Annotated in this window: 20 protein-coding genes and 1 riboswitch; of the genes, 8 read left to right on the top strand and 12 right to left on the bottom strand. The window is 61.7% G+C overall.

Features of this window, described 5'->3' with window-relative positions; translation table 11 throughout:
* The first annotated feature begins 309 nt into the window (after positions 1 to 309).
* Positions 310 to 4023, top strand: a complete 3714-nt coding sequence (locus EY713_RS19475; protein ID WP_131118332.1) for a glycoside hydrolase family 99-like domain-containing protein — start codon at positions 310 to 312, stop codon at positions 4021 to 4023.
* Between the two features lie 31 nt (positions 4024 to 4054).
* Here the strand turns inward: EY713_RS19475 and EY713_RS19480 are convergent, their stop codons facing one another.
* The 7 genes from EY713_RS19480 to EY713_RS19510 form a co-directional block, all read right to left on the bottom strand.
* Positions 4055 to 4669 carry a ParB-like protein gene (locus EY713_RS19480; protein ID WP_131118334.1) on the bottom strand — a complete coding sequence of 205 codons (615 nt, stop codon included), beginning with the start codon at positions 4667 to 4669 and terminating at the stop codon, positions 4055 to 4057.
* A gap of 144 nt (positions 4670 to 4813) precedes the next feature.
* Positions 4814 to 5140, bottom strand: coding sequence for an NIPSNAP family protein (locus tag EY713_RS19485; protein WP_131118336.1), 327 nt, complete (start codon positions 5138 to 5140; stop codon positions 4814 to 4816).
* A 121-nt stretch (positions 5141 to 5261) separates the two neighbouring features.
* Complete coding sequence (locus EY713_RS19490; protein ID WP_131118338.1) at positions 5262 to 5516, bottom strand: hypothetical protein; 255 nt, start codon at positions 5514 to 5516, stop codon at positions 5262 to 5264.
* 159 nt (positions 5517 to 5675) lie between these two features.
* Complete coding sequence (locus EY713_RS19495) at positions 5676 to 5921, bottom strand: hypothetical protein (protein ID WP_131118340.1); 246 nt, start codon at positions 5919 to 5921, stop codon at positions 5676 to 5678.
* Positions 5922 to 5932: 11 nt separating this feature from the next.
* Positions 5933 to 6904 (bottom strand): SDR family NAD(P)-dependent oxidoreductase, encoded by a 972-nt coding sequence (locus EY713_RS19500; protein WP_131118342.1) that lies wholly within the window; start codon positions 6902 to 6904, stop codon positions 5933 to 5935.
* 193 nt (positions 6905 to 7097) lie between these two features.
* Complete coding sequence (locus tag EY713_RS19505; RefSeq protein WP_131118344.1) at positions 7098 to 8060, bottom strand: alginate O-acetyltransferase AlgX-related protein; 963 nt, start codon at positions 8058 to 8060, stop codon at positions 7098 to 7100.
* Between the two features lie 51 nt (positions 8061 to 8111).
* A complete protein-coding gene (locus EY713_RS19510) occupies positions 8112 to 9197 on the bottom strand; it encodes a hypothetical protein (protein WP_131118346.1) in 1086 nt (361 codons plus the stop codon).
* A gap of 182 nt (positions 9198 to 9379) precedes the next feature.
* On the opposite strand from EY713_RS19510, the gene proB reads away from it, so the two are divergent.
* The 3 genes from proB (at position 9380) to EY713_RS19525 (ending at position 13093) form a co-directional block, all read left to right on the top strand.
* Positions 9380 to 10501 carry a glutamate 5-kinase gene (proB, locus tag EY713_RS19515; RefSeq protein WP_131118348.1) on the top strand — a complete coding sequence of 374 codons (1122 nt, stop codon included), beginning with the start codon at positions 9380 to 9382 and terminating at the stop codon, positions 10499 to 10501.
* Between the two features lie 707 nt (positions 10502 to 11208).
* Positions 11209 to 12339 carry a type III PLP-dependent enzyme gene (locus tag EY713_RS19520; protein WP_131118350.1) on the top strand — a complete coding sequence of 377 codons (1131 nt, stop codon included), beginning with the start codon at positions 11209 to 11211 and terminating at the stop codon, positions 12337 to 12339.
* 145 nt (positions 12340 to 12484) lie between these two features.
* Positions 12485 to 13093, top strand: a complete 609-nt coding sequence (locus EY713_RS19525; protein ID WP_131118352.1) for a GNAT family N-acetyltransferase — start codon at positions 12485 to 12487, stop codon at positions 13091 to 13093.
* Positions 13094 to 13123: 30 nt separating this feature from the next.
* Here EY713_RS19525 and EY713_RS19530 read toward each other — a convergent pair whose 3' ends face one another.
* The 3 genes from EY713_RS19530 to EY713_RS19540 all read right to left on the bottom strand — a co-directional run bounded on the left by EY713_RS19530 (position 13124) and on the right by EY713_RS19540 (position 16689).
* Complete coding sequence (locus EY713_RS19530; RefSeq protein WP_131118354.1) at positions 13124 to 13825, bottom strand: nucleoside deaminase; 702 nt, start codon at positions 13823 to 13825, stop codon at positions 13124 to 13126.
* A gap of 175 nt (positions 13826 to 14000) precedes the next feature.
* On the bottom strand, positions 14001 to 16223 hold the full coding sequence (locus EY713_RS19535; protein WP_131118356.1) for a xanthine dehydrogenase family protein molybdopterin-binding subunit: 2223 nt from the start codon (positions 16221 to 16223) through the stop codon (positions 14001 to 14003).
* Between the two features lie 10 nt (positions 16224 to 16233).
* Positions 16234 to 16689: a (2Fe-2S)-binding protein gene (locus EY713_RS19540; protein WP_131118358.1), complete on the bottom strand. Its 456-nt coding sequence runs from the start codon at positions 16687 to 16689 to the stop codon at positions 16234 to 16236.
* Positions 16690 to 17092: 403 nt separating this feature from the next.
* Between EY713_RS19540 and EY713_RS19545 the strand changes: the two genes are divergently transcribed.
* Positions 17093 to 18526 (top strand): homospermidine synthase, encoded by a 1434-nt coding sequence (locus EY713_RS19545; protein ID WP_131118360.1) that lies wholly within the window; start codon positions 17093 to 17095, stop codon positions 18524 to 18526.
* Positions 18527 to 18534: 8 nt separating this feature from the next.
* Positions 18535 to 18599: riboswitch (Fluoride riboswitch) on the top strand.
* A 59-nt stretch (positions 18600 to 18658) separates the two neighbouring features.
* On the top strand, positions 18659 to 19090 hold the full coding sequence (gene crcB, locus EY713_RS19550; protein ID WP_131118362.1) for a fluoride efflux transporter CrcB: 432 nt from the start codon (positions 18659 to 18661) through the stop codon (positions 19088 to 19090).
* Positions 19091 to 19094: 4 nt separating this feature from the next.
* On the opposite strand, the gene EY713_RS19555 is transcribed toward crcB, so the two are convergent.
* Both EY713_RS19555 and EY713_RS19560 read right to left on the bottom strand, forming a co-directional pair.
* Positions 19095 to 19607: a DUF2937 family protein gene (locus EY713_RS19555; protein ID WP_131118364.1), complete on the bottom strand. Its 513-nt coding sequence runs from the start codon at positions 19605 to 19607 to the stop codon at positions 19095 to 19097.
* A gap of 49 nt (positions 19608 to 19656) precedes the next feature.
* A complete protein-coding gene (locus EY713_RS19560) occupies positions 19657 to 20697 on the bottom strand; it encodes an aldo/keto reductase (RefSeq protein WP_342635961.1) in 1041 nt (346 codons plus the stop codon).
* 201 nt (positions 20698 to 20898) lie between these two features.
* On the opposite strand from EY713_RS19560, the gene tkt reads away from it, so the two are divergent.
* Complete coding sequence (gene tkt / locus EY713_RS19565; RefSeq protein WP_131118366.1) at positions 20899 to 22983, top strand: transketolase; 2085 nt, start codon at positions 20899 to 20901, stop codon at positions 22981 to 22983.
* Positions 22984 to 23017: 34 nt separating this feature from the next.
* The gene (tal, locus tag EY713_RS19570) at positions 23018 to 24184 is read left to right on the top strand and encodes a transaldolase (RefSeq protein ID WP_131118368.1); all 1167 of its coding nucleotides are present in this window, start codon (positions 23018 to 23020) and stop codon (positions 24182 to 24184) included.
* The last annotated feature ends 41 nt before the right edge of the window (positions 24185 to 24225 follow it).

Consider the following 24225-nt stretch of genomic DNA (forward strand, 5'->3'; position numbering starts at 1 on the left):
GCATAACTATTGCTTGCGATAATTAAAGACGGATAGGCCAACGAGAAAGTAGAGAAGCTTTTAAATCGATGTGAAAAGACAATCCATGCGAGCCATTTACATGAGATTGCCATCAGTGATAAATAGATCCAAGCTTAAATCGAAATAGATGTGATTTAGAATCGTCGGCGCATCTGGATCAGTAGCGATGTTGTTATACGTTGCTGCGCGACCATGCGTCAGACGATCCTCGATCATCAGTGCGATCGGCGTGATCGCCGCATCAGACCGGGCTGCGACTGGCCTAGCCAATAAGGGGTTGAACGTAGCGTGGCGACAGACGACATCGACCCGACCGATCCTCTCTCGACGATCCGAAGCAGCGGCCTGTTCGACGGCAAATTCTATTCCGACACCTATTGGGATATTGCCCAGGCCGGCATTGATCTCGCCGAGCATTTCTATCTCTGGGGTTTTCGAGAAAATCGGCGTCCCAATGTCATTTTCGACACGGCGTGGTATCGCGACCACCACCTCGCCGATCAGCCCGATCTCAATCCGCTGCAGCATTATATCGAGGTTGGGGCCAAGCAAGGCCTTCTGCCCGGTCCGCTGTTCGATGCCCAATGGTATCGCGAAACCCACAAGCTCGGGGACGCGGTCGACGCATTATCCCACTATATCCAGCACCGGATCGGCCCCTTCAGCCCGGTTGCCGAGTTCGACGCGGTCTATTACCTCAAAACCTATCCCGATATTGCGGCGGCGGGCATCGACCCGTTTCAGCACTATATCAACTATGGCTACCGCGAGAGCCGGAATCCGTCGGCGAATTTCGACACGGATTTTTACATCAAGCGCTATCTCGACGGAAAATTCGAGCAAAACCCGCTTGTCCATTATCGGCAGAACCGCGGCGCGGGCTTCCTGCCTCATGCGTCCGAGGACGACGCGACGATCCCGGCCAATGTCAAGCGCTTCACCAAGGCCGGCCCCGCTTTCGAGGAGGCGAGACCCATTGCCGGGAGCGTGCCGCGCCGGGGCAAAGTGCTGGCCTATTATCTGACCCAGTTTCATGCCTTCCCCGAAAACAACAAATGGTGGGGAACGGGCTTCACCGAATGGACCAACATCGCGCGAGGACTGCCGCGTTACCACGGCCATTTCCAGCCCCGCGTGCCACGCGACAACGGATTCTATTCGCTTGCCGACAAGGAAACGATGCGGAAGCATGTGGCTCAGGCCAAGGCTGGCGGCATCTATGGTTTCGTCTTCTACTATTATTGGTTCAACACGAAGCGTCTGATGGAAAAGCCGCTCGAGGATTTCCTCGCGACGCCCGACATCGACATGCCGTTCTGCCTGATGTGGGCCAACGAAGATTGGACCCGCCGCTGGGATGGGCTCGAGGGCGAGGTTCTTATCTCGCAGGGTTATAGCGAGGATGACGACGTCAAACTCGTCGCCGACTACACCCGACACTTTAAGGACCCGCGCTACATCCGCCTGCAGGGCCGCCCGTTGCTGATGATCTACCGTCCGAGCATCATCCCGGACACGAAGGCAGCGATCGAGCGGTGGCGGACCCTGTTCCGCCAGAATGGTGGTGAAGATCCGATCATCGTCATGAGCCAGAGCTTCGACGATTTCGATCCCCGCAAATTCGGCCTCGACGGCGCGATCGAGTTTCCGCCGCATAAGCTGACCAAGCTGACGGCGCCGATCAACAAGAGCCTCAACTATCTCGACGATACGTTCTCGGGCCGGGTCTATGCCTATGAGGACGTCATGAGCGTCTCGATGAACGAGGCGCCGTCGGACTTCCCGCTGATCAAGACGGTTGTTCCCAGTTGGGACAATGACGCGCGTCGCCAAGGCTCCGGGCTCGTGATCCACGGGTCGACGCCGACCCTTTACGAGTTCTGGCTCTCGCAGTTGATCGACGCCGCTCAACGCAAACCCTTCTTCGGTGAACCACTGGTTTGCGTGAACGCCTGGAACGAGTGGTGCGAAGGCGCCTATCTCGAACCGGACCTGCATTTCGGCTCCGCTTATCTGAATGCAACCGCGCGGGCAGCAGCCGGCGTCACGCAATTCTCCAAGCGTCCTCGACTGCTGCTGATCGGGCACGACGCTTTCCCGAGCGGTGCGCAATTGCTGATGCTGAATATCGGGCGAACACTCCGCCAGGCGTTCGGGGTCGAGGTCGAATTCATCCTGCTGCAAGGCGGCAAGCTGGAAGCCGAATACCGCCTGATTGCACCCACGACGCTCTGCCCCGATAAAGACAAGCTCGTTCAGAAACTCACCGAGTTGAAGGAGCGTGGCTTCAGTGCCGCCATCGCCAACACCAGCGTCGCGGGACATGCCGCCACCTCGGCCGTGGAGGTCGGGTTCCGCACGATCCTCCTGGTCCACGAATTACCCCGTATCCTGCGCGAGAAGGGGTTGATGCCGTCAGCGCGCTCGGGGTTGATGTCGGCCGACAAGGTCGTGTTTGCAGGCGCCTACATCCAAGACAAGCTGCTCGAAGCGCTGAATGTCCCCGTTTCAAACCGTTTCGCGATCCGGCCGCAAGGCACATACAAGACCCTGAAACGGAATGATGGATTCGGCAAAGCTCTTCGCGACGGGCTCGGCATGGCACCCGGCAGCCGGCTGATTCTCGGCATGGGTTATGGCGATCTTCGCAAGGGATTCGACCTGTTCCTCCAGGTCTGGCGCCTGCTGCAGATCTCGGATTGCGACATCCACTTCTGCTGGGTCGGGAGCATCGATCCGGGCTTGCGGGACTGGTTATCGGTCGAGATCTCCGATGCGGAGAAGACCGGCACGTTCCACATGGCCGGCTATCGCGCCGACGTTGAAGGTTTCTTTTCGGCCGCGGATGGCCTCGTGCTGACCTCACGCGAGGATCCCTTCCCAACCGTCGTGCTCGAAGCCATGAGCGTCGATATTCCTGTCTTCGCCTTTGAAGGCACAGGCGGCATTCCGGACTTCCTTCGGCAATATGGCATCGGTTACGTCGCGCCCTATGCCGACGTCACCGCCATGGCGACGAACCTTGCCGACGTGCTGAACGAGGCGCCGGATCGCGGCTTGTTGGACCGGGCACGTGAGATCGTCGCGAGCCAGTTCGACTTTGCGGATTACGTCGAGGATCTGATGCATATGGCGCTGCCGCGCCTCATGAAAGTGTCGGTCATCGTCCCAAACTTCAACTATGCCCATTGCCTGCCCGAGCGTCTGGCGACGATCTTCATGCAGACCTATCCGGTCCACGAGGTCGTCGTGCTCGACGACGCGTCTCGCGACGAGAGCGTCGCGGTCATCGAAGCCACGGCCAAAGAGCACGAGCGCGACTTCACGCTGATCCTCAACGAGCAGAATTCCGGCTCCGTCTTCAAACAGTGGCGCAAGGGCGCCGAACATGCCACCGGCGACTATCTCTGGATCGCCGAGGCCGACGATCTCTCGGACATGACTTTCCTGGCCCAGATGATCGGAGCGATGGAGAGCGACCCCTCCATCGTGATGGGCTTCAGCGACTCCAAATCGATCGATATGACCGGGGCGCCCGTCTACCCGGACTACAAGGGGTATTACGCGACGGTCGAGCCAAAAGCCCTCACGGTCGATGAGGTGTTCGAAGGCCGCGAGTTCGTCGATCGCTTTCTAGCGATCAAAAACCTCATCATGAACGTCAGTTGCGTCGTGTGGCGACGATCGGCGCTTCTGGCCGCCATGGATCGCTGCGAAAGCGACCTGAAGAACTTCCGGATGGCGGGCGATTGGCGCATCTATATCGAATGCCTCACGGCGCCCGGTGCTCGCATCGCTTATGTGGCAGAGCCGCTGAACGTCCATCGTCGCCATGCCAACAGCGTCACCCACGCCCTCGACTCCCGGAAGCATGTGAGTGAAATCGCGACGATGCACGAGAAAATCCGGGCGAAGCTGCACATCAGCAGGGCAACGCCGGGACAGACGAGCTATCTCGACGAAATCGAGCAGCAATTCTCCCGACGTCCGATCGAGGCCTGACGAAGCCGAATACATTGGCCATGTGGCCGAGCTAGGTCGAGGATTCGCCGGTCCAGCCTGGAAGATGCGACGCGGCCGTCGTATGCGCCATTGCGAGGGCCTCGGCCTGTACCTTTTTCTTGTTGTCGTGGAGCGCCTCGGCCGAGATGCGCCGACGAAAGAAATCGGCCCAGAGAAATTCGGCGAAGGGCTCGGTTGCCTTGGCATAGCCACCAGCATCTTTGACCGTGGACGCAAGACTGCGAAACGGATCGTCGACCAGGGCTGTCAGCTTCTTCGGCATGTCATCGAACGAGCATCGATGGCCATGCTGATCGTAGGGGTGCGCCAGCTTCAGGTGATCCATGATGGTCCAAAACTCGGAGCGGGCAAGCTTCGAGAAGTCGTTCGAGATTGTAACGAACGCCTTCGTCTCACCCGCCTCGATCAGCGCCATCCCAAGATGGTGGTGATCGGTGATGTAGATCCGATCTTTCGGCCCTCTGACGGCTGGAAAGCAATGGCTCGGCAGAAAATTCGCCTTCTTGTCCTCGCCATCCTTCCACGCGCGCCGTTTTTGCGCCACCTCGGCAAAACCTGCCGTCATTTGAGTGGGGCGAAGGTCGATCAGAGCGACCTCGTTCAGTTCTGGGTTGTGGAGCGCCATAAGCCACCTTCCGACCGTTGCGACGATGCGACCCGCAAGTGGGGCTCGCGGGTCTTTCAAAGCGAACGTCGAGTCTCGACGAAAGGATCGTCGCAATCGCCATCATGTCATAAAAATATAATAATTCTCGGACGAGCGGGGCGCCTATTTGACCGACGAAAAAGATGTCGGCTGCAGAAATGAATTCGCGATGTTGGCGACGAGTTGCCCGTTTGCTTCTGTCTCGGCCTTCGCGCTCAGCCACTCGGGATCGGTCCCAAACGCGGCCCACTTGGTTTCGCGCTCAGCCAGCGACTCCCAAGCGAGAAGATAGGTCAAATCGTTGATCGACGGACCCGCGACGGTTGTCCAGAAACCGGCTTGGCGTATGCCGTGTTTCTCCCAGAGTTTCAGGGTGATTGTGTCGAAGCGCTTCATGATATCCGGCAGACGCCCGGGGACGGCCGTATAGACGCGGAGTTCGTAGATCATGGCTGACCTTTGCGGTGGGAGGAACGGCATCGAAACCGATCACGGTCAGAGATGTATCCCCTCCCGCCACAACGCTCAATTAAAACGCACGGCTTTTCAGCGACCTTGCGCAGCCACAGCCTCAATATCCGGTGCCAGAGCCCGCGCGATCCAAAGCTGGATTATAGGGTTCTGGCTTCGGCAGGGTCTCGGGCGCCGCACTCTCTTGCGGAACATCGGAGACCGGCGCATTGGCCGGATGGTTTCTGGCAACGTGATGATGATGAACCACGTGACGGGTCGGCGTCATGCCCTCATAGGACGGCGTCGCATAGGCGATCGTCGCGGTTAAACCAACCATGACCAGAGCCGCAAGCGCGATGGTGTTGACTCTCATTGGTGTCTCCTTGCGTTGGACTGGCGGCCTGTGATGCCTGCCACCTTCAGCCAACACAGAGAGACATTGGGCAGACGAAAGACGCGTCAACTCTCCCGACTCACGCCCGAAATCACAACTTCGCGATCGGGCCTAGCCCAAAGAGATATCGGGAGCCGATCAACACCGTGGCTTGCCGGTCGCAGGATCCGGCGTCTGGGCCCGCAGCTCACGACCGAAAACGGTGAAAAACACGCATTTTTCGACCGGCGTCGGCACCCCGTCGATCATCTGGACGACCGTGCTCTGACGCAACAGGAAGCCGTGTCCAATGATCGCGAAGCACACGGCCAGAAAGACTACCAAACCGAGGACCATCCACAAGGCCAGCTTGTGGAGCGGGTCGATCGTCATCGGTCGCGCCATCTCGCCCTCCGTCACAAACCGTAAAAGCGTCGAAACCACGCGACGAAGATTGGTATTCCCTGCTCGATCGATGTCTTCGGTTCGAAACCGAGGTCGCGGCGCGACGTCGCGATATCCGCATAGGTCCTTTGGACATCGCCCGGTTGCATCGGGGCCAACACGATGTCGGCCTTGCGTCCGCACGAGCGTTCGATGACGTCGACGAAATGGCGTAACTGCTCGGTGCGGTGGTTGCCGAGATTGAAAACGCGATGAGGCGGCGTTCCCTCCGGTGGACGGTCCAGCGCCGCGATCACGCCTGCGACGACATCGTCGATATAGGTGAAATCGCGCTCCATGTCGCCGTTGTTGAACAGGCGGATCGGCTTGCCTTCGAGCACAGCGCGGGCGAAGAGCATCGGGGCCATATCGGGGCGGCCCCACGGTCCATAAACCGTGAAGAACCGGAGGCCCGTGGCGGGGATGCTGTAGAGATGGCTGTAGGTGAAGCTCATCAGTTCATCGGCTCGTTTCGTCGCAGCATAGAGCGATTGCGGCTCGTCACATCGATCGTCGAGCCCGAACGGCAGCGTCCGGCTGCCGCCATAAACCGAGGATGAACTGGCGTAAACGAGGTGTTTCAGTCCCGGCATGTTGCGGGCGAGTTCGAGGATCTCGAGATGCCCGACAATGTTGGCCTTGATATAGGCCCGCGGCTCTTCCAGCGAGTAGCGCACGCCGGCCTGCGCCGCCAGATGAACGATGCGGTCGAGGTCGGGATGCGCCGCGATCAGGGCGTCGAGAACCGCCTTGTCGCTGATATCGCCCTCCACGAACCGGAACTGCGCGTGCGGCAACAACAGAGCGAGCCGCGCACGCTTCAACGACACGTCGTAATAATCATTGACGCTATCGAGGCCGACGACAGTCTCGCCGCGCGCCAGCAAGGCCGTCGCCACGTGAAAACCGATGAAGCCAGCCGCGCCTGTCACCAAGATGGTCATGTCGGTCTCCCCTCCGCCAGACAAAGCCGCGTCCACCCGCGTCGATCATAAAGCACGGCCGCCCCTCGGAGCCGCGTCCCCTGCGTCGCATCGCGATGTCGCTCGCGTGTCGCTGACATATCGATTGACCAAAGGGAAGAGGCCGCACGCAAAGCAACGCTCAAGTTGACGCGCGCCGATGACGACCGTGCCGTCACGGGTTGGCCATCAACCATTTTTCGGCCTCGGCCGCTCCGAACCGCTCGATGCTGAGGTCGTCGGCCGGAACCTGTCGGACGAAACGCTCGGGCATTTCCACGAACACGTAATCCGGTCGTGTGCGGGTGATGTATGATTTATCGAGGCTGGTCGACCAGATGAAATGCACCTCTTCGAAATAAAGCGCGAAGAGATAGGACAGTAACGTGCATTCCAGTCGCGATTCCGAAAACGAGCTGCCGAACAGAATGACGTTTTTCTTTACTTCGGCCGTTGGATTGCGCCAGATCAGGTGCGAACCGACATGCAATCCAACGCGACCACCCCGCGCTTCCGAGAGCCCGACGATCGGGTTTTTGTAAACGGTGCGGATGGCGGGGTCGATTTTGCGGCGCAAGAAGACATCCGGCCCCACGTCACCGTAATCCGCCGACCAGAGATCGCCGTGATAGGTCAGGCGTCCGTCGGGCATCGCAGTGTAGCGGCCCCAGTCGAGGCTCAGCCCGACGGAGCGCATCATCTCCTGAAAGACCAGGAAGGCGCCAACCGGCGACCAGTGGCTATCGGTTTTCACATAGACGTTTTGGGCGATCTCGGCCCGCAACAGATCGCGCGGATAGAGAACAGCGTCGTCTTGGATGACGCTTTTGAAGGCCTGCCCAGGTGACGTCACCGGCTCGGCCAACTGACGGGCGAGTTCGTCATCGCCATAGATCGACAGTTTCTCCGTCGACAGCACAAAACGCCAAGGGATGTTTTGCTCCGCAAAGAAGGCCGACCGTGCCGCGACCAGAGCGATCCAGCCATCGCGATCGACGTCGGCTTGAAAGAGGCGGTCGGAATAGAGCTTCAACGTTCCGTTCGTTCCACCGGTCAGATAAATCAAACCATCCTGGCCGAGCGACACCCTTGGGACGACCCCAATATCGATCTTATAGGCGAAATTCGTCATCGACATCAGTAACTTCCATGAGCAAACGAGCGCCGAACCGTAAACCTAAGTGCCGTTTTAGTCACCCCCCGCATAGACCGAAACGAGGCACCCTCCCCCTTCGTCACACTCGTTCCAGGAGTAGACCAACACTAATCCCGAGGGACAAATCGCCGGATTCGCACGGACATATTGGGTCGCATCGCCGATCGCGGCCTTGATCTCGCCCGGGCTGCCATGCGGCACATAGTGGATCGACTGCCCACGCTTGGGCGCGTGTTCCCAGAAGGGCGTGTTGAGCTTCCGCGGGCGCGTATCCCACCCGGTCATCACGATCGGCACGATATGCGGGGCATGACGCGCCATATCGGCCCAATAGTGTTGCGCCGACGCCCGCAGATCATCGAAGCTGGGCGTATCGCTCTTCGGGGTCTGGGCGATGTAGTTGCTGATCGCATCTCCGCCGAGCTTCTGCATCACGTCGCCGGCCTGCTCGGCCGAGCCGTTCATCACGACGAGATAGGGTTTGGCAAGGCCGGCGGCCGCGCAGGCTGCCCGGAGCATATCCAAGGCCGCAGCCACCATGCCCCAATCATTCTGCCACTTCGCGAGGGTCTGCGGCTGATCGACGTTGAAATAGATGAGCGGGCGCTTCTCCGACGTGACCTGATAGTTGGTTTGAGCGAGCCACTTGACCACTTGCGGCACGTTCTTCTCGAAGGCGGCGCGGCCGCCAAGATTCGAGAATTGCCAAAGCAGGCACCAGTTCATCTTGTCCTTGATGCTGCTGGATTGGTGCAGCCGCCAGGCATTCTGCATCGGGCTGTCCTGCGGGTACCAGCAATAGGCCCAATAGGAGAGGCCCGCCGCCTTCGCCATCTGGATCTCCCGATCCATGACGTCTTGGTGATTGCCGTCGATCCGCACGTGATCGGCGTCAGTCGCCTTGCCAAAGAACGGCATGCGGCTGTGGAATTGGCTCGGCCCGAGACTGGCTTCGACCGCTTTGCCGATTTGCCCATCGGGGTCGTACCACGCATCCCAGCGAATGGCGCCGACGATCGGCAACCCGCCTGTCGCGGCACGCGCCATCGGCGCCAGAGCTGCGCCGAGGCTTCCGGCCAGAGCGGCACCGAGAACCTGTCGCCGTGTAACTTTGCTCATGACCATCTCCGGAGGCGTCGAGGTGAGTATAGCTCGTTGATTGACGTACGTAATATTCGATTGGGGCGCTTGTTCGTTGCGTCCGTCCGCCTCAATCGAGTGAATGCCGCGGCGCGAGCTGGCCTTGACAAAGCGGCGCCGGGGGCCGAAGGCGCGCATCCCTCTCGCGCGTGCTGTTCGTCATGATGCCTCTCCTGCAGAATTTCCGCCGTGTCGTCGTCAAAGTCGGCTCGTCCTTGCTGGTTGATCGCCGCGCGAGCGAGCCGAAGCGAGCGTGGCTGGACGCTTTGGCGGACGACATAGCGGCCCTGCATGGGCGTGGCGTCGATGTTCTCGTGGTCTCGTCAGGCGCCATTGCGCTTGGCCGGACGGTGCTGGGCTATCCGTCCGGCGCGTTGAAGCTGGAAGACAGCCAGGCCGCCGCCGCAGTCGGCCAGATCGCGCTCAGCCGCGTCTGGGCGGAGGTTCTCGGCGCGCGTGGCATCACGGCAGGACAGATTCTGGTGACCTTGGGGGATACCGAGGAGCGTCGCCGCTACCTCAATGCGCGGGAAACCATCGGGCGGCTACTCGAGCGGCGCGCCGTGCCGATCATCAACGAGAACGATACGGTCGCGACGAGCGAAATCCGCTACGGCGACAACGACCGCCTGGCCGCACGCGTCGCCACCATGGCCAGCGCGGACCTGCTGGTACTGCTGTCCGACATCGATGGCCTCTATACGGCGCCGCCCGCCGACGATCCGTCCGCGACGCTGATCCCGCTGGTGCCGCGGATCGATGCGGCCATCGAGGCAATGGCCGGCGGCCCGGCCTCCGATTTGTCACGCGGCGGCATGCGGACCAAGATCGAAGCCGGCAAGATCGCCACGGCGGGCGGCACCCATATGGTGATCGCTGATGGACGGATCGCGCATCCGGTCCGCCGGATCGAGCAAGGCGGGCCGTGCACGTGGTTTTTAACAACTGAAACTCCCGTCTCGGCCCGCAAGGTCTGGATTTCTGGGTCGCTCGAGCCGCGCGGTCTCCTCACGGTGGATGCAGGTGCGGCGCGGGCGCTCAAGGGGGGTGCGAGCCTGCTGCCCGCTGGCGTCACCCATGTCGAGGGCTCGTTTGCACGCGGAGACTGCGTGCGGATTCAGGATGCCGCCGGTGTGGAACTCGGGCGTGGGTTGGTGGCCTATGATGCGAGCCATGCGGTCCGTCTCGCCGGCCGCCGCTCGCAGGATATTGTCACGGTGCTGGGTGTCACCGGCCGCGCCGAGATGATTCACCGGGACGACATGATCCTCCGCGGCGAATGACGGCCCGACGCCTTCAGGGATCTTTTTGCAACCCTGCGAGAGGAAAGCAGGGCTGTTTTCATTGACGAAATCGACATTCACTTAGCTGCTGAATCCTGCTCGGATTTTGAGCCCGGATTGTCAAGAATTGTTCATGCGAATCAAAGGCATGCGTGATCCCGTCGCGGGTCGCGCTTTTTTCAAAAAAACGCTTGTGCCCAACGTCCGTTGTCCCTATCTACCGCCTTGCCCAATTTCGCACGTGCCTGTGGTCGTGTGTCGGTTGGCGGGGTTCGGACAAGAGGCCGATTAACCGTCAGAAACAACCGGCAGCCGGAGGTGAACCGGCGAACCCCGCCAAACGGGGGACGCGACTTGAAGCAACGACGGACCGGGCTTTTTCGTCTCTGCCGACCCTCCAAAGGTCGGCTACGAAGAGGCTTGTCTTTCTTGCCGGGTGTGCGGTTAGGGATTTCCCCTTTCCAATCGATGGCTATTCGGTTCGTCGCTCGGCTCGTGCCGAGCGGGACGCATAGCCAACGGCGCAGCATTTGATCGTTCGGTTGTCCGGTGCATGGGTCTATTCATGCACCTGTAGACTGTGCGATCGCGGTTGGCAGAGTAACGTTCCTGGTCGCGTCTCCATCGCGCGCCATCGATGACGCATTGCCGCCGATCCCCTCTTTTTCGTTCCGGCCGCGAGCAATCGCGCCAGATGGGATGCCGCCATGACCGACCGTATTCATCAATTTCTCCGCAATCGTCGTGAAGACGGCCCCTGCCTCGTGGTCGACCTTGACGTCGTGCGGGACAATTACGCCTGCTTTGCCAAGGCGCTGCCCGACACGCGCGTGTTCTATGCCGTGAAGGCTAACCCGGCTCCCGAAGTGCTCGACCTGCTGGCCCGGATGGGTTCCTGCTTCGACACCGCCTCGGTGGTCGAGATCGAGCAGGCGCTCGCGACCGGCGCATCGCCAGACCGGATCTCGTTCGGCAACACGATCAAGAAGGAGCGCGACATCGCGCGGGCCTACGGGCTCGGCATTCGCCTCTTTGCGGTCGATTGCGAGGTGGAGGTCGAGAAGATCGCGCGCGTCGCGCCCGGCTCGAAGGTGTTCTGCCGCATTCTCTGTGACGGCGAGGGCGCCGAGTGGCCGTTGTCGCGCAAGTTCGGATGCGTTCCGGCGATGGCGGCGCGCGTGCTCGAAACGGCGCATCGCTTGGGCCTCGTCGCGTATGGCCTGTCGTTCCACGTTGGGTCGCAGCAGCGCAATCCGGGGATGTGGGACGGCGCGTTGGCCTCAGCGTCGGGCATTTTCCGGGATTTGGCCGAACGTGGCATTACGCTCCAGATGGTCAATCTCGGCGGCGGGTTTCCGACCAAGTATCTGAAGGAGGTTCCGGCCGTGAAGGCCTACGGAGAGGCGATCTTCGCGTCGCTTCGGAAGCATTTCGGCAACCGTATTCCCGAAACCATCATCGAGCCGGGCCGTGGCATGGTCGGCAATGCGGGTGTGATCGAGGCGGAGGTCGTGCTGATCTCGAAGAAGGCCGACGGCGACACGATGCGTTGGGTCTACCTCGATATCGGCAAGTTCAACGGCTTGGCCGAAACGATGGACGAGATGATCCGGTACCCGATCCGGACGGCGTTCGACGGTGACGAAGCGGAGCCCTGCATCATCGCCGGCCCGTCCTGCGACAGCGTTGATGTACTGTACGAAAAGGATCCCTACTGGCTCCCGCTCAGTCTGGAGATCGGCTCGAAGGTTCTGATCGAGGGGACCGGCGCCTATACGACCACCTATTCGGCGGTCGGCTTTAATGGGTTTCCGCCTTTGAAGTCCTACGTGATCTGAGGTCGATGGGCCGATTTCGGCCCCGATCTCCGACCCGTTCTCAGCATCGGCGATGGCCGCACCACGCAAGGGTGCCGGCCTTCAGTAGCGGCGTGTGCATACCCACGCCCGTCCCGTTCGTACCACCACTCCCCTGGAGGGGCTCATGACCGCCCTCGTCTCTGCACGGCTGTTCTCCGGCGTCTCGTCGGCCTGGCGCACGCTGCGTCCGGTCTCGACCGTGTTGCGTCTGCGCGACGAACAGCACGACGATGTCGCGGCCCGTGAGGCCCTCCTCGATGCGAGCTTCGGCTTGTCGCGTTTCGAAAAGACCTGTGAGCGCTTGCGCGAAGGTCGGATCGCAGCGGATGGCCTGAGCTTCGTCGCAACCACTGGCGGCGCCGTGATCGGCACGCTGCGGTTCTGGCATGTGGAAGCGGGACGCTGCGAGTCGCTGATGCTGGGACCCTTGGCGGTATCGGCCGAGCATCGCTCGCTCGGCATCGGCAAGGCCCTGGTCGAGCATGGGGTGAGCCGCGCCAGAAAGCTCGGCCACCGGGCGATCATCCTCGTCGGCGATGCGCCCTATTATGCCCAATTCGGCTTTAGCCGCGACACAACGCTTGGCCTGACCCTGCCAGGCCCTGTCGAGGAGGCGCGGTTTTTAGGCCTTGAACTCGTGCCGGGCGCGCTCGCGTTGGCACGCGGGCGCGTCGTCGGCACGGGACTTCTGTTGGACGGCCGTCGCCAGGACGGGCTTCGCCTCGCGGCCTAAATCGATCGAGCCGGCAGAGCGGCGCGACGATCAGTAAGGGTGGCGATCCTGTTTGTCCTGCCAGGCCGTGTAAGCCTTGAGACCCGTGTCCCGCTCAAAGCCGGGCGTCACGGCGATGCGTCGCTTCTCCCATGGCTTCGTGAAATCCTCATATTGGAACGCATCGTCAAAGCCGATATGGCTCGTATCGGCTAACGAGGCTGCGAAATAGACGTGGTCGATGCGCGACCAGTAGATCGCGCTCATGCACATCGGGCATGGCGCGCCGTTGATGTAGATGTCACAGCCCTTCAGCATCTTGGCGCGCTCCGGCACCGGATCCGGCGAACCCGCCTCGCGCGGGATCATCTCCAGGATCGTGCCGGCCCCATAGTCGCTGCCCAGAAGCGCTTTGGGATTGAGCCGTTGCGACGCGTCCATGATAGCGGTGATCTCGGCATGGAAGACGGGACATCCGGTCAGCAGCACCCGGTTCTGTCCGCGCCCGATGATCTCGCCGTCCTTGACGATCACGGCCCCGAACGGCCCACCCCAGCCCTTTTCGACCGACTCGATCGCAAGCCGAGTAGCCTCCTGCATGAAGATGCGCTTGTCCGGCTCAGGCTTGGCATCGGCCGCCGACGCCGGCTGAAAACCCAGCGTGACGGCAGCCCCTGCTGTCGCGGCCGCAGCCGTGAAAAAAGCCCGCCGCCCGGCGTCATGGGTCGAACCGCAACCGCATTCTGTCATCATTTTCAAGCCCCCGCTTCAAGGCGAGAGGATGGTCACGAATGACTGTCTCGAACAAGCTTCAACAAAGGCCGTAGCGAATCCTGGTTAGTAATCGCCACGGCCTCTCTCGCGAAATGTCAGCATCATCGTCGCGATCCTCGGCGTCCGTCCCGACGTCGAGGAATGACGCTGCTGCTTAAGCCCCCTTCAGACGATCGAAGTCGAACGGCAGCGAACGCAGACGCTTGCCCGTCGCCGCGAATATCGCATTGGAGACCGCCGGAGCGACGGGCGGCACCCCTGGCTCGCCAACACCCGTCGGCGCTTCAGTCGACGGCATGATGTGGACCTCGATGACCGGCATATCGGAGATTCGCAGCGGCTCGTAAGTGTCGAAATTCGCCTGATCGACAATCCCCTTATCGAACGTGATCTGGTTGCGGAGCGCCGCGCCGAGGCCATATCCCGCGCCGCCTTCCATCTGAGCCTTGATCACGTCCGGGTTGATGGCGATGCCGCAATCGACCGCGATGACGATGCGGTTCACCTTCACGTCGGCACCATTGACGGTGACGTCCGCCACCATCGCCACATAGGTGTTGAAGCTCTCGTGCACAGCAACGCCCTGGCCCTGTCCGGCCGGCATGGCCTGACCAAACCCAGCCTTCTCGGCCGCGAGTTTCAGCACCGCGACATGGCGCGGATGGTCCTTCAGCAACGCCACGCGGAAATCGACCGGGTTCTTGCCGGCCGCATGGGCGAGGTCGTCCATCATGACCTCGACAGCCTGAGCGGTATGGCTATGGCCGACCGACCGCCACCAGAGCGTCGAGATCGCCGAGGGCGCGTCGTGCCAGTCGACCAAGCGGTTCGGGATCGAATAGGGCATGTCGGCGACGCCTTCGACCGCGGTCGCATCGACGCCTTCCTTGAACATCACCGGTTCGAAAGCCGTGCCGCGCATGAAGGACTGCCCGACCAGACGATGCTTCCATGCCGCAACGCCGCCGTTCGCATCAAGCGAGGCTTCGACAGCATGGTAGAACATTGGACGATAGCGGCCGCCTTTGATGTCGTCCTCACGCGTCCAGACGAGATGCACCGGTCGCTTGCCACCGGCCTTCTTCATGATGGCAGCCGCTTCGGCGAAATAATCGCCATTCGGCGTCGCACGACGCCCGAACGAGCCTCCGCCCCACACTGTATGGATGCGGACCTTGTCGGCCGTGACGCCCAAGGTCGCGGCCGCTACCGCCTGCTCGATGGTGGGAAATTGCGACCCAGCATAGAAGTCATAAGAGCCGTCCGCCGCCTGCTCGATGGTGCAGTTCAAAGGCTCCATCGGCGCGTGCGCTAGGTAAGGAAACACGAATTCAGCTTGGAGGACCTTGCCGGATGTCTTCAACGCCTGATCCGCATCACCGGCCTTCACGGCGACGGAACCGGGCGTCGCCGCCAATGTCTTGTAGTCGGCCAGCATGTCGGCGGTCGAGCGCATCTCCGCCTTGCTGTCGTCCCACTCGATCTTTAGGGCATCGCGCCCTTGCCGGGCCGCCCACGTGTTCTCGGCCAGCACCGCCACGCCTTGCGGCACGATGACGACGTCGACAACACCCTTGATGGCGCGGGCCGCCTTGTCGTCGACGCTTTTCAGCGTGCCGCCAAACCGGGTCGGGCGCTGAAGCACGGCGGTCAGCATATTGGGTCGGCGAATGTCGAGCGCGAATTTGGCCGATCCATCCGTCTTCACGACATGATCGATGCGGTGTACGGCCGTTCCGATCAGGGTGAAGTCCTTGGCGTCCTTGAGGCGGACCTCGATCGGAACCGGCTGCTGCGCGGCCTTCGCGGCGAGGTCGCCGAAGGTCGCGGACTTGCCGGACTTGTGGGTCAACACGCCTTTGGTGACCACGACCTCGGTCGCCGGAACCTTCCACTCGTCGACCGCCGCGGCGATCAGCATGGCGCGGGCCGCAGCCCCCGCCTTGCGGAGTTGCGTCCAGCTGTTGTGGACGGAGGTCGATCCGCCGGTTCCCTGGATCGGTCCGAAATCCGTATTGTTGTAAAGCTGCGCGTCAGCGGGCGCGAATTCGGCGCGCATCTGCGACCAGTCGGCATCGAGTTCCTCAGCCACGATGGTCGGCAAGCCGGTCGTGACCCCCTGCCCCATGTCGAGATGTTTGACGATGACCGTGACGGTGTTGTCAGGCGCGATCCGAACGAAGGCGTTGGGGCGCGGGGCGTCCCCGAGAGTCGGGACGAGAGCCTTGCCGCCACCGGCGGCCTCTTCGGCATAGCCGCGTCCGCTCATCATGACGAAGCCGATCACGAGCGCGCCTGCACCGGCGGCCTTGAAGACGTCGCGGCGCGAGGGGGCAATGGCCGGCGCTGCCGGCCGGTTCATGGTCTTGCTGTACATGGCTGGACCCTCAGGCGAGTTTGCTGGAAGCGTCGTGGATCGCGGCGCGAATACGGCTGTAGGTGGCGCAACGACACACGTTGCCCGACATCGCCGAGTCGATATCGCCATCGTTCGGCTTGGGCGTCTGCGACAGCAGGCCGATCGCCGACATGATTTGCCCCGACTGGCAATAGCCGCACTGCACCACGTCGAGCGTCTGCCAGGATGCTTTGACGGCATCGGCGACCTTGCCCTGCACGCCTTCGATGGTGGTGATGTCGTGACCGACCGCATCGCTGATCTGGGTCTGGCAGGAGCGGGTCGGCTGGCCGTCGATATGCACTGTGCAGGCGCCGCATTGCGCGATGCCGCAGCCAAACTTCGTGCCGGTCATGTTCAGGATGTCGCGAATAGCCCAGAGCAGTGGCATCTCGCCATCCGCATCGAGACTATGGGTCTGGCCATTGATTTTGAGGTCGATCATGGGGGTCTCCGCGATGGAGCGCCGCCCATGTGGCCCGCTCCGATCGTGTTGCTGGAAACGACGGGATGCGGCTGCCACGGTCCATCGATCGGGGTCGCCACAGATTAGGTTATGGTCACGGCCCGCCTCTCTCATCACGATAAGAGGTCGGGGGGAGAAACACGCAAAAGGCTGAGCTTCTGGTCGACCTATATTCCGTACCGATCGTTTTCGAAAGTCTCATTATAGCGTTTCCAAACTGAATGACGGCGTCGAACCGCCGCATCGACATCCCCTTGAAAAACTCTCAGCGCCTGTTCGCGTTTGCCGAAATCCCGCTTCTGGCTTGACCGTGACGGCTAGCTTGGGTCTAAGGCGATGTCGCTGGCGATCGATCGCCTGCCTTGCCTATGACGGACGCCCCATGACCGACTGGACCCAACACGCCCAATTCGATGGCCCTATCGTCCTGATCGGCTTCGGTTCGATCGGCAAAGGCGTGCTGCCTTTGCTCGAGCGGCATATCGGTTTCGACAAGGCGCAAATGACCGTGATCGCGCCGGATGATGCCGATCGCGCTTTGCTGGACGAACGCGGCATCGCGTTTCACAAGGTCGGGCTGACGATCGACAATTACATCAAAGTGCTCAAGCCGCTGCTGACGGCTGGCGGCAAGCAGGCTCTCGTCATCAATCTGTCGGTCGACGTGTCGTCGGTCGCTATGGTGCGGCTTTGCAAGGAGCTCGGCGCTCTCTACATCGATACCGTCGTCGAGCCGTGGCCGGGCTTCTACACCGACAAGCGTCTGACGGTGTCGCAGCGGTCCAACTATGCTCTGCGCGAATCCATGATGGACCTTCGTCGTGCCCATCCCGGCGGCCCCACGGCCGTCACGACCTGCGGCGCAAACCCCGGCATGGTGTCCTGGTTCGTCAAACAGGCGCTGCTCAACATCGCCGAGGCCACGGGCTTCGACGCGAGTGAACCGCAGACGCAGGAAGGCTGGGGCCAGTTAGCCCAGCAACTTGGCATCAAGGGCATCCATATCGCCGAATGCGACACCCAGCGTGCCAAGACCCCGAAGCCGCGCGGCGTCTTCGTCAACACATGGTCGGTCGAGGGCTTCGTGTCGGAGGGATTGCAGCCGGCCGAGCTCGGCTGGGGCACACACGAGAAGGCTCTGCCGCTCGAAGGTCAGCGCCACGATTTCGGACCGGATTGTGCCATCTATATGCTGCGTCCCGGCGCTGGCACGCGCGTGCGCTCCTGGACGCCGACAGCTGGTCCTCAGCACGGTTTTTTGGTCACGCATAACGAGGCCATCTCGATCGCCGACTATCTGACGGTTCATCAAGATGGCAAGGCGGTCTACCGGCCGACCTGCCATTACGCCTATCATCCGGCGGACGATGCCGTGTTGTCGCTGGATGAGATGGCCGGGCAGCAGTGGGAGCGTCAAGCAACCTGGACAATCCTCGGCGAGGCCGACATCGTCGATGGGATCGACGAACTCGGCGTGCTGCTCTACGGCCACGCGAAAAACGCCTATTGGTACGGGTCGCAGCTCTCGATCGAACAGACGCGGGAGCTTGCGCCCTACCAAAACGCGACCGGGTTGCAGGTCACATCGGCCGTGCTGGCCGGTATCGTCTGGGCGATCGAAAATCCGACAGCAGGTATCGTCGAAGCCGACGAAATGGATTTCAAGCGCTGTCTCGAGATTCAAACGCCGTATCTTGGGCCGGTGGTCGGCGCCTATACGGATTGGACGCCACTCACCCATCGCGGCGATGGACTGTTTCCCGAAGACCTCGACCGTGAGGATCCCTGGCAGTTCAGCAACGTTTTGGTCCGCTGACCGTTACAGCCGTCGATGGGGATGGGGTTCCCCCGAAACCGCTCGTGACCGAGCTGATGACTCCTACCGCAAGACACCAGCGGTAGGAGTGCGCCCAAACGGCCGCCTCCTCCCAACAATGGAGGCACCACGATGACGATCCAAACTTATCTGCTCCTGGCGCTCGGCGGCGCGCTCGGCACGCTGGCGCGCTTTACCGTGGCGACCCTCACGGCACCTTGGAGCCAGTCACTGCCCTGGGGCACGATCGCGATCAATATCGCAGGCTCATTTTTGATCGGCCTCTTCGGCACGCTGACGCTCGCGCATGGCCGCTTCCCGGTGTCAGAAAACATGCGCTTGTTCGTCATGGTCGGCGTCTGTGGTGGCTTCACGACCTTCTCGTCGTTCAGCCTGCAGACGCTCGACCTGCTTCGCAGCGGCGCGACTCTGCGGGCTTGCATCAATATCGCCGTCTCGGTGTTGCTCTGCCTCGCGGCTGTCGCGATCGGTCATACGATCGCCTCGGGACTGAATGGCGGCAGCTCGGCCATCGCCCAGAACCAAGCCGAAGAAGACGCTTGAGCCGTCAGACGCGCGTGATGCCGGTGGTCGGAGGGAATCGTCGCCGCCGGATCGGCAGAGCGACGAGATGGGTGGCGAGCCAGCCGACCACGAGGCCGATGCCGGCACTGACGAAGCCCGCCGTCGTGACGGGCAGCGCGGGTTGATAATCTGCATAGGCCTGGCGCGCGATGCCGGGATCGAAATCCTTGGCCAGCACCGCATATTGCGACAACGGCCCAGCGGTGTCGAACGACGCACGCTGCCGTTCGAGCCGTTCTTCGCGCGCGGTGGTCTCGGCGATGCTGGCGCCCCGCTCCTGCGCCAACACGTCGGAATTGCCGCGAAGCCGCGCGATCCCCTGGTCGCGGTTCAGCGATTGACTGGCGGCCTCGGCGTCGAACTGCGTCACGATCGAGCGCAACTCGTCGATCGCGCCGCCGAGCCGTTGCTTATACTGCTGCGTGAACTCCGGCAGTTGCGACGCCAACCCAGCGAATAGCAGGCCGATCGCCAGCGCAAAACGTCGAAAGATCATTCTGGTCCCTCTGCGCGGCACGCGGCAGCGCTTTGCCTGCCGTCTTCCTTCACCCGGTCGGCGCGGCGGCGTCAAGCAGACCCTCGCGCTTCAACTCGCTCCAGAGTGCGGGTGGGATCGCGATTTGAGCATCGGCCACATTGGCCTCCATTTCGCCCGGCTTGACGGCGCCCAGCACCAACGTCACCACGGCCGGATGATGCAAGGCGAAGCCAAGCGCCGCCTGACGCAGCGTGACGCCGTGCCTCTGGCAAACCGCCTCGATCCGCCCGACCCGTGTCATGATGTCGGTGGATGCCGCCGTGTAATTATAGGTGGCGCCCGGCACCGCCCCGGTGGCCAGGATGCCCGAGTTGAACACGCCGGCCAGGAGAATGCCGATCGACTTCTGTTCGGCCAGCGGCAGGAACGAGGCGAGCGCGGGTTGCTCGAGCAAAGAGTAGCGCCCGGCCAGCATCATGACGTCGAAGTCGCCGGCGCGGGCAAAGCGCTCGCAGATGTCGGCCTCGTTGACACCGACCCCGATCGCCGCGACCGTGCCCTCGCTTCTGAGACGATCCAGCGCCTTGTAGGCGCCGTCCATCGCCTCCTTGAAGCGCTGGTCGATCATATCGGCGCCCTGGGTCCACACGTCGCAATCGTGGATCATCAGAATATCGAACCGGGACAATCCGGTCCGCAGAAGCGACTGCTCGATCGAGCGCATCGTGCCGTCATAGGAATAATCGAACATGGCACGATGCGGGAAGCCCCCTGCAAACCCCGGGGACGTCACATCGGCTCTGGCGGGCGCGGGTTGCGTGAACGGATCCATGCGCCGGCCGACCTTAGTCGAGAGCAGGAACGCGTCGCGAGGCAAGTCGCGCAGCGCCGCGCCAAAGCGCGCTTCCGACAGCCCGTTGCCATAATGGGGCGACGTATCGAAGACGCGGATACCGCTCCGATAAGCCGTCAGGATCGTGTCATGCGCCGTCTGCTGGTCGAGCCGCTCGAAGAGGTCGCCCAGCGGGGCCCCGCCAAGACCGAGGGATGTGAACGCGAGGGACTTGCCCGCTCGCGTCAAGAAGGCTTTGCTATCCAAAATTTTCACTAAAAATCCTCCCCGGGTTGGCTTTCTAACGAAGCCAAGTTTAAGCTTGCCGCAGGCTGAACCGAACGGGCGGCGTCGCGTTTACGTTTCGCACTCGCCAACATCGCGCCTGTGCACGGGACTGTCATATGTCCCCCTTAAGGTTCGCAACCACGGTCCGTATCGGTCGCCGATGCGACCATTGCAAGAACGAGACGCATTATGGACGATATCGATCTTCTCAGCATCAACACGATCCGCACGCTTTCGATCGATGCCGTTCAGAAAGCGAATTCTGGACATCCGGGTGCGCCGATGGGAATGGCCCCCGTCGCCTATACGGTGTGGCAGGACTACCTTCGCTACGACCCGACGCAACCGCTCTGGCCCAACCGTGACCGGTTTATCTTGTCGGCGGGTCACGCATCGATGCTGCTCTACTCGATGCTCCACCTGACCAAAGTTCAGGCCGTCAACGAGGATTATGAGGTCGTCAACCGTCCGGCCGTCAGCATGGACGATATCAAGACATTCCGGCAGCCCGGCAGCGCCTGCCCGGGCCATCCCGAATATCACTTCACGTCGGGCGTCGAAGCGACGACCGGACCGCTCGGCCAGGGCGTCTCGATGAGCGTCGGCATGGCGATTGCCGAAAAGTGGCTCGCGACGCGCTACAACAAGCCGGACCACACGCTGATCGACTATAACATCTACGCCCTCTGCAGCGACGGCGAGATGATGGAAGGCGTCGCCAGTGAGGCGGCGTCGCTGGCCGGCCATCTGAAGCTCGACAATCTGTGCTGGCTCTATGACAGCAACGAGGTCACGCTCGACGGCCCGGCCTCCTGGACGTTCAGCGAAGATGTTGCGACCCGGTTTCTGGCCTATGGCTGGAACGTCGTGAATGTGCGCGACGCCAATTCGATCAAGGAAATCCGCGCCGGCATCGACGCGTTTCTCGAAGAGAAATCGCGCCCGACGCTCATCATCGTCGACAGTCACATCGGCTATGGCTCGCCCAACAAGCAGGACAGCAACAAGTCGCATGGCGAACCGCTTGGCGCGGAAGAAGTCCGCCTGACCAAGAAGAACTATGGCTGGCCGGAAGACGCGCAGTTCCTGGTGCCAGATGGCGTCTATGAGAATTTTGCCAACGGCATGGGCAAGCGCGGCGCCGAGCTTCGCTCCGCTTGGGACAAGACATTCGCGTCCTACAAGAGTGTCGCAGGCGATCTCGCAGGACAATTCGAGGCGATGGAACACCGCCTCACTCCCGAGGACGCCGCCAAGGCGATCCCGGTGTTTCCGGCCGACGCCAAGGGTTTGGCGACCCGCGACTCGTCCGGCAAGGTCGAGAATGCTCTGGCGCAGCATTATCCCTGGATGCTCGGCGGCTCGGCCGATCTCGACGGCTCGACCAAGACCCGGCAGATCTTCGAAGGCTCGGCGGCCTTCACGCCGATCGACCGGAGCGGACGTAACCTGCATTTCGGCGTTCGCGAACATGCGATGGGCGCGATTTGCAACGGCTTGGCATTGTCCAAGATCCGTCCCTATGCGTCGACGTTTTTGATCTTTTCGGATTATCTCCGTCCGACGCTGCGGCTCGCGGCGCTGATGGAACTGCCGACCATCTTCATCTTCACGCATGACTCGATCAGCGTCGGCGAAGATGGCCCGACCCATCAGCCGGTCGAGCAGGTCGCCAGCCTTCGTTGTATTCCGGGCATGATCACCCTGCGTCCCGGTGATGCGAACGAAGTCGCGGAAGCGTGGCGTGTCGTGCTCGGCCTGAAGCATCAGCCCGCGACCTTCATTCTCAGCCGCCAGCCTCTCCCGACCATCGATCGTGAGAAATTCGCGGCCGCATCGGGCGTCGCCAAGGGCGCCTATGTGCTGGCCGATCCGGAAGACGGCAAGCCCGAGGTGATCCTGATCGGCACCGGCAGCGAGTTGTCGCTGGCCCTGCAGGGCTACGAGACGTTGAAGGCCGAAGGCATCAAGGCTCGCGTCGTGTCGATGCCGTCCTGGGAGTTGTTCGAGATGCAGGACAAAGCCTATCAGGACAGCGTGTTCCCGGCCGAAGTGCCGGCCCGCGTCGCGATCGAGCAAGGCTCGACGATGGGGTGGGAGCGCTACACGGGTCGGCTCGGCGCGGTCATCGGCATGCACAGCTTCGGAGCGTCCGCACCGATGAAGGATTTGCTGACAAAGTTCGGCTTCACGCCCGAGAAGGTCGTCGAAATCGCCAAACAGCAGATTGCGAACCACAAACACCCGAAAGCCGTGAACGACTCGGCACAATAAACCCACGTCGATTTCGGAATAGAGGAGCAGCCCCATGAACCCCCTCGTCCAACTCGAAAGCTGCGGCCAGTCTCCTTGGCTCGACGATCTCCACCGCGACCTCGTTCGCAAGGGTGATCTGGCGACAGCAATCGGCGAGGACGGGCTCAAGGGGCTCACCTCCAACCCGTCGATCTTCGAAAAGGGGATCGGCGAAACGGACGAATACAAGGATGATCTCGCCGCCCTCCTGGATCAGGGCGTTCTCGACGACATGCGTGTCTACGAGGCTCTCGCGGCGGAGGACATCAAAGGCGCGGCGGATCTGTTCCGCCCCGTCTACGACAAGCATGATCGCAACGACGGCTTCGTGAGCTGGGAGGTTTCTCCCTATCTCGCCAACGAAACCGACAAGACGATCGAGGAAGCCAAGCGGCTATGGGGGATCATCGGGCGCGACAATCTGATGATCAAAATTCCCGGCACCCATGCGGGGCTTCCGGCTATTCGCGACGTGATCGGCGCGGGCATCAACGTCAACGTGACGCTGCTGTTCGGGATCGAGGCTTATGCGGCCGTTGCCGACGCTTATATGGGCGGCCTCGAAAAATTGGTCCGCGATGGGGGTGATCCATCGACCATCGCGAGCGTCGCGAGTTTCTTCCTGAGCCGCATCGATGTCGCGGTCGACGAAAGGCTCAAGGACCTCGGCGACACGGCGCCTGGCCTGGTCGACAAGGTGACCGACAAGGTCGGGATCGCCAGTGCCAAACTGGCCTATGCCCGTTACAAAGAGATTTACGCCACGCCGCGCTGGCAGGCGCTCGCGGCCAAGGGAGCGCGGCCGCAACGACTGCTCTGGGCCTCGACCGGAACCAAGAAGACGTCGCTGCCCGACACCTATTACATCGATAGCATCATTGGTCGCGAGACGGTCAACACCATGCCGCCGGCGACCCTGAAGGCCTTCCGCGACCATGGAACTGCGACGCCCGACACGATCGAACAGGGCATGTCTGAGGTCGCCGATACGATGGGGGCGTTGCAAACGCTCGGACTGTCGATCGATGAGATCACGGCCGATCTCGTGAAGGAAGGCGTGGTTAAATTCCACGACGCCTTCGACAAACTGCTTGGCGGTGTCGCCAAGAAACGTCGCGAACTCGCGACCCACAACGATCAAAGCGCGCCGTCCGGAGCCACCAAGAGCATCGTGGCTTAACCGATCGACCTGCCAACTTGCCGCTTCAACAGAGGGTACTT

The sequence above is a fragment of the Lichenihabitans psoromatis genome, assembly GCF_004323635.1.
Classification (GTDB): Bacteria; Pseudomonadota; Alphaproteobacteria; order Rhizobiales; family Beijerinckiaceae; genus Lichenihabitans; species Lichenihabitans psoromatis.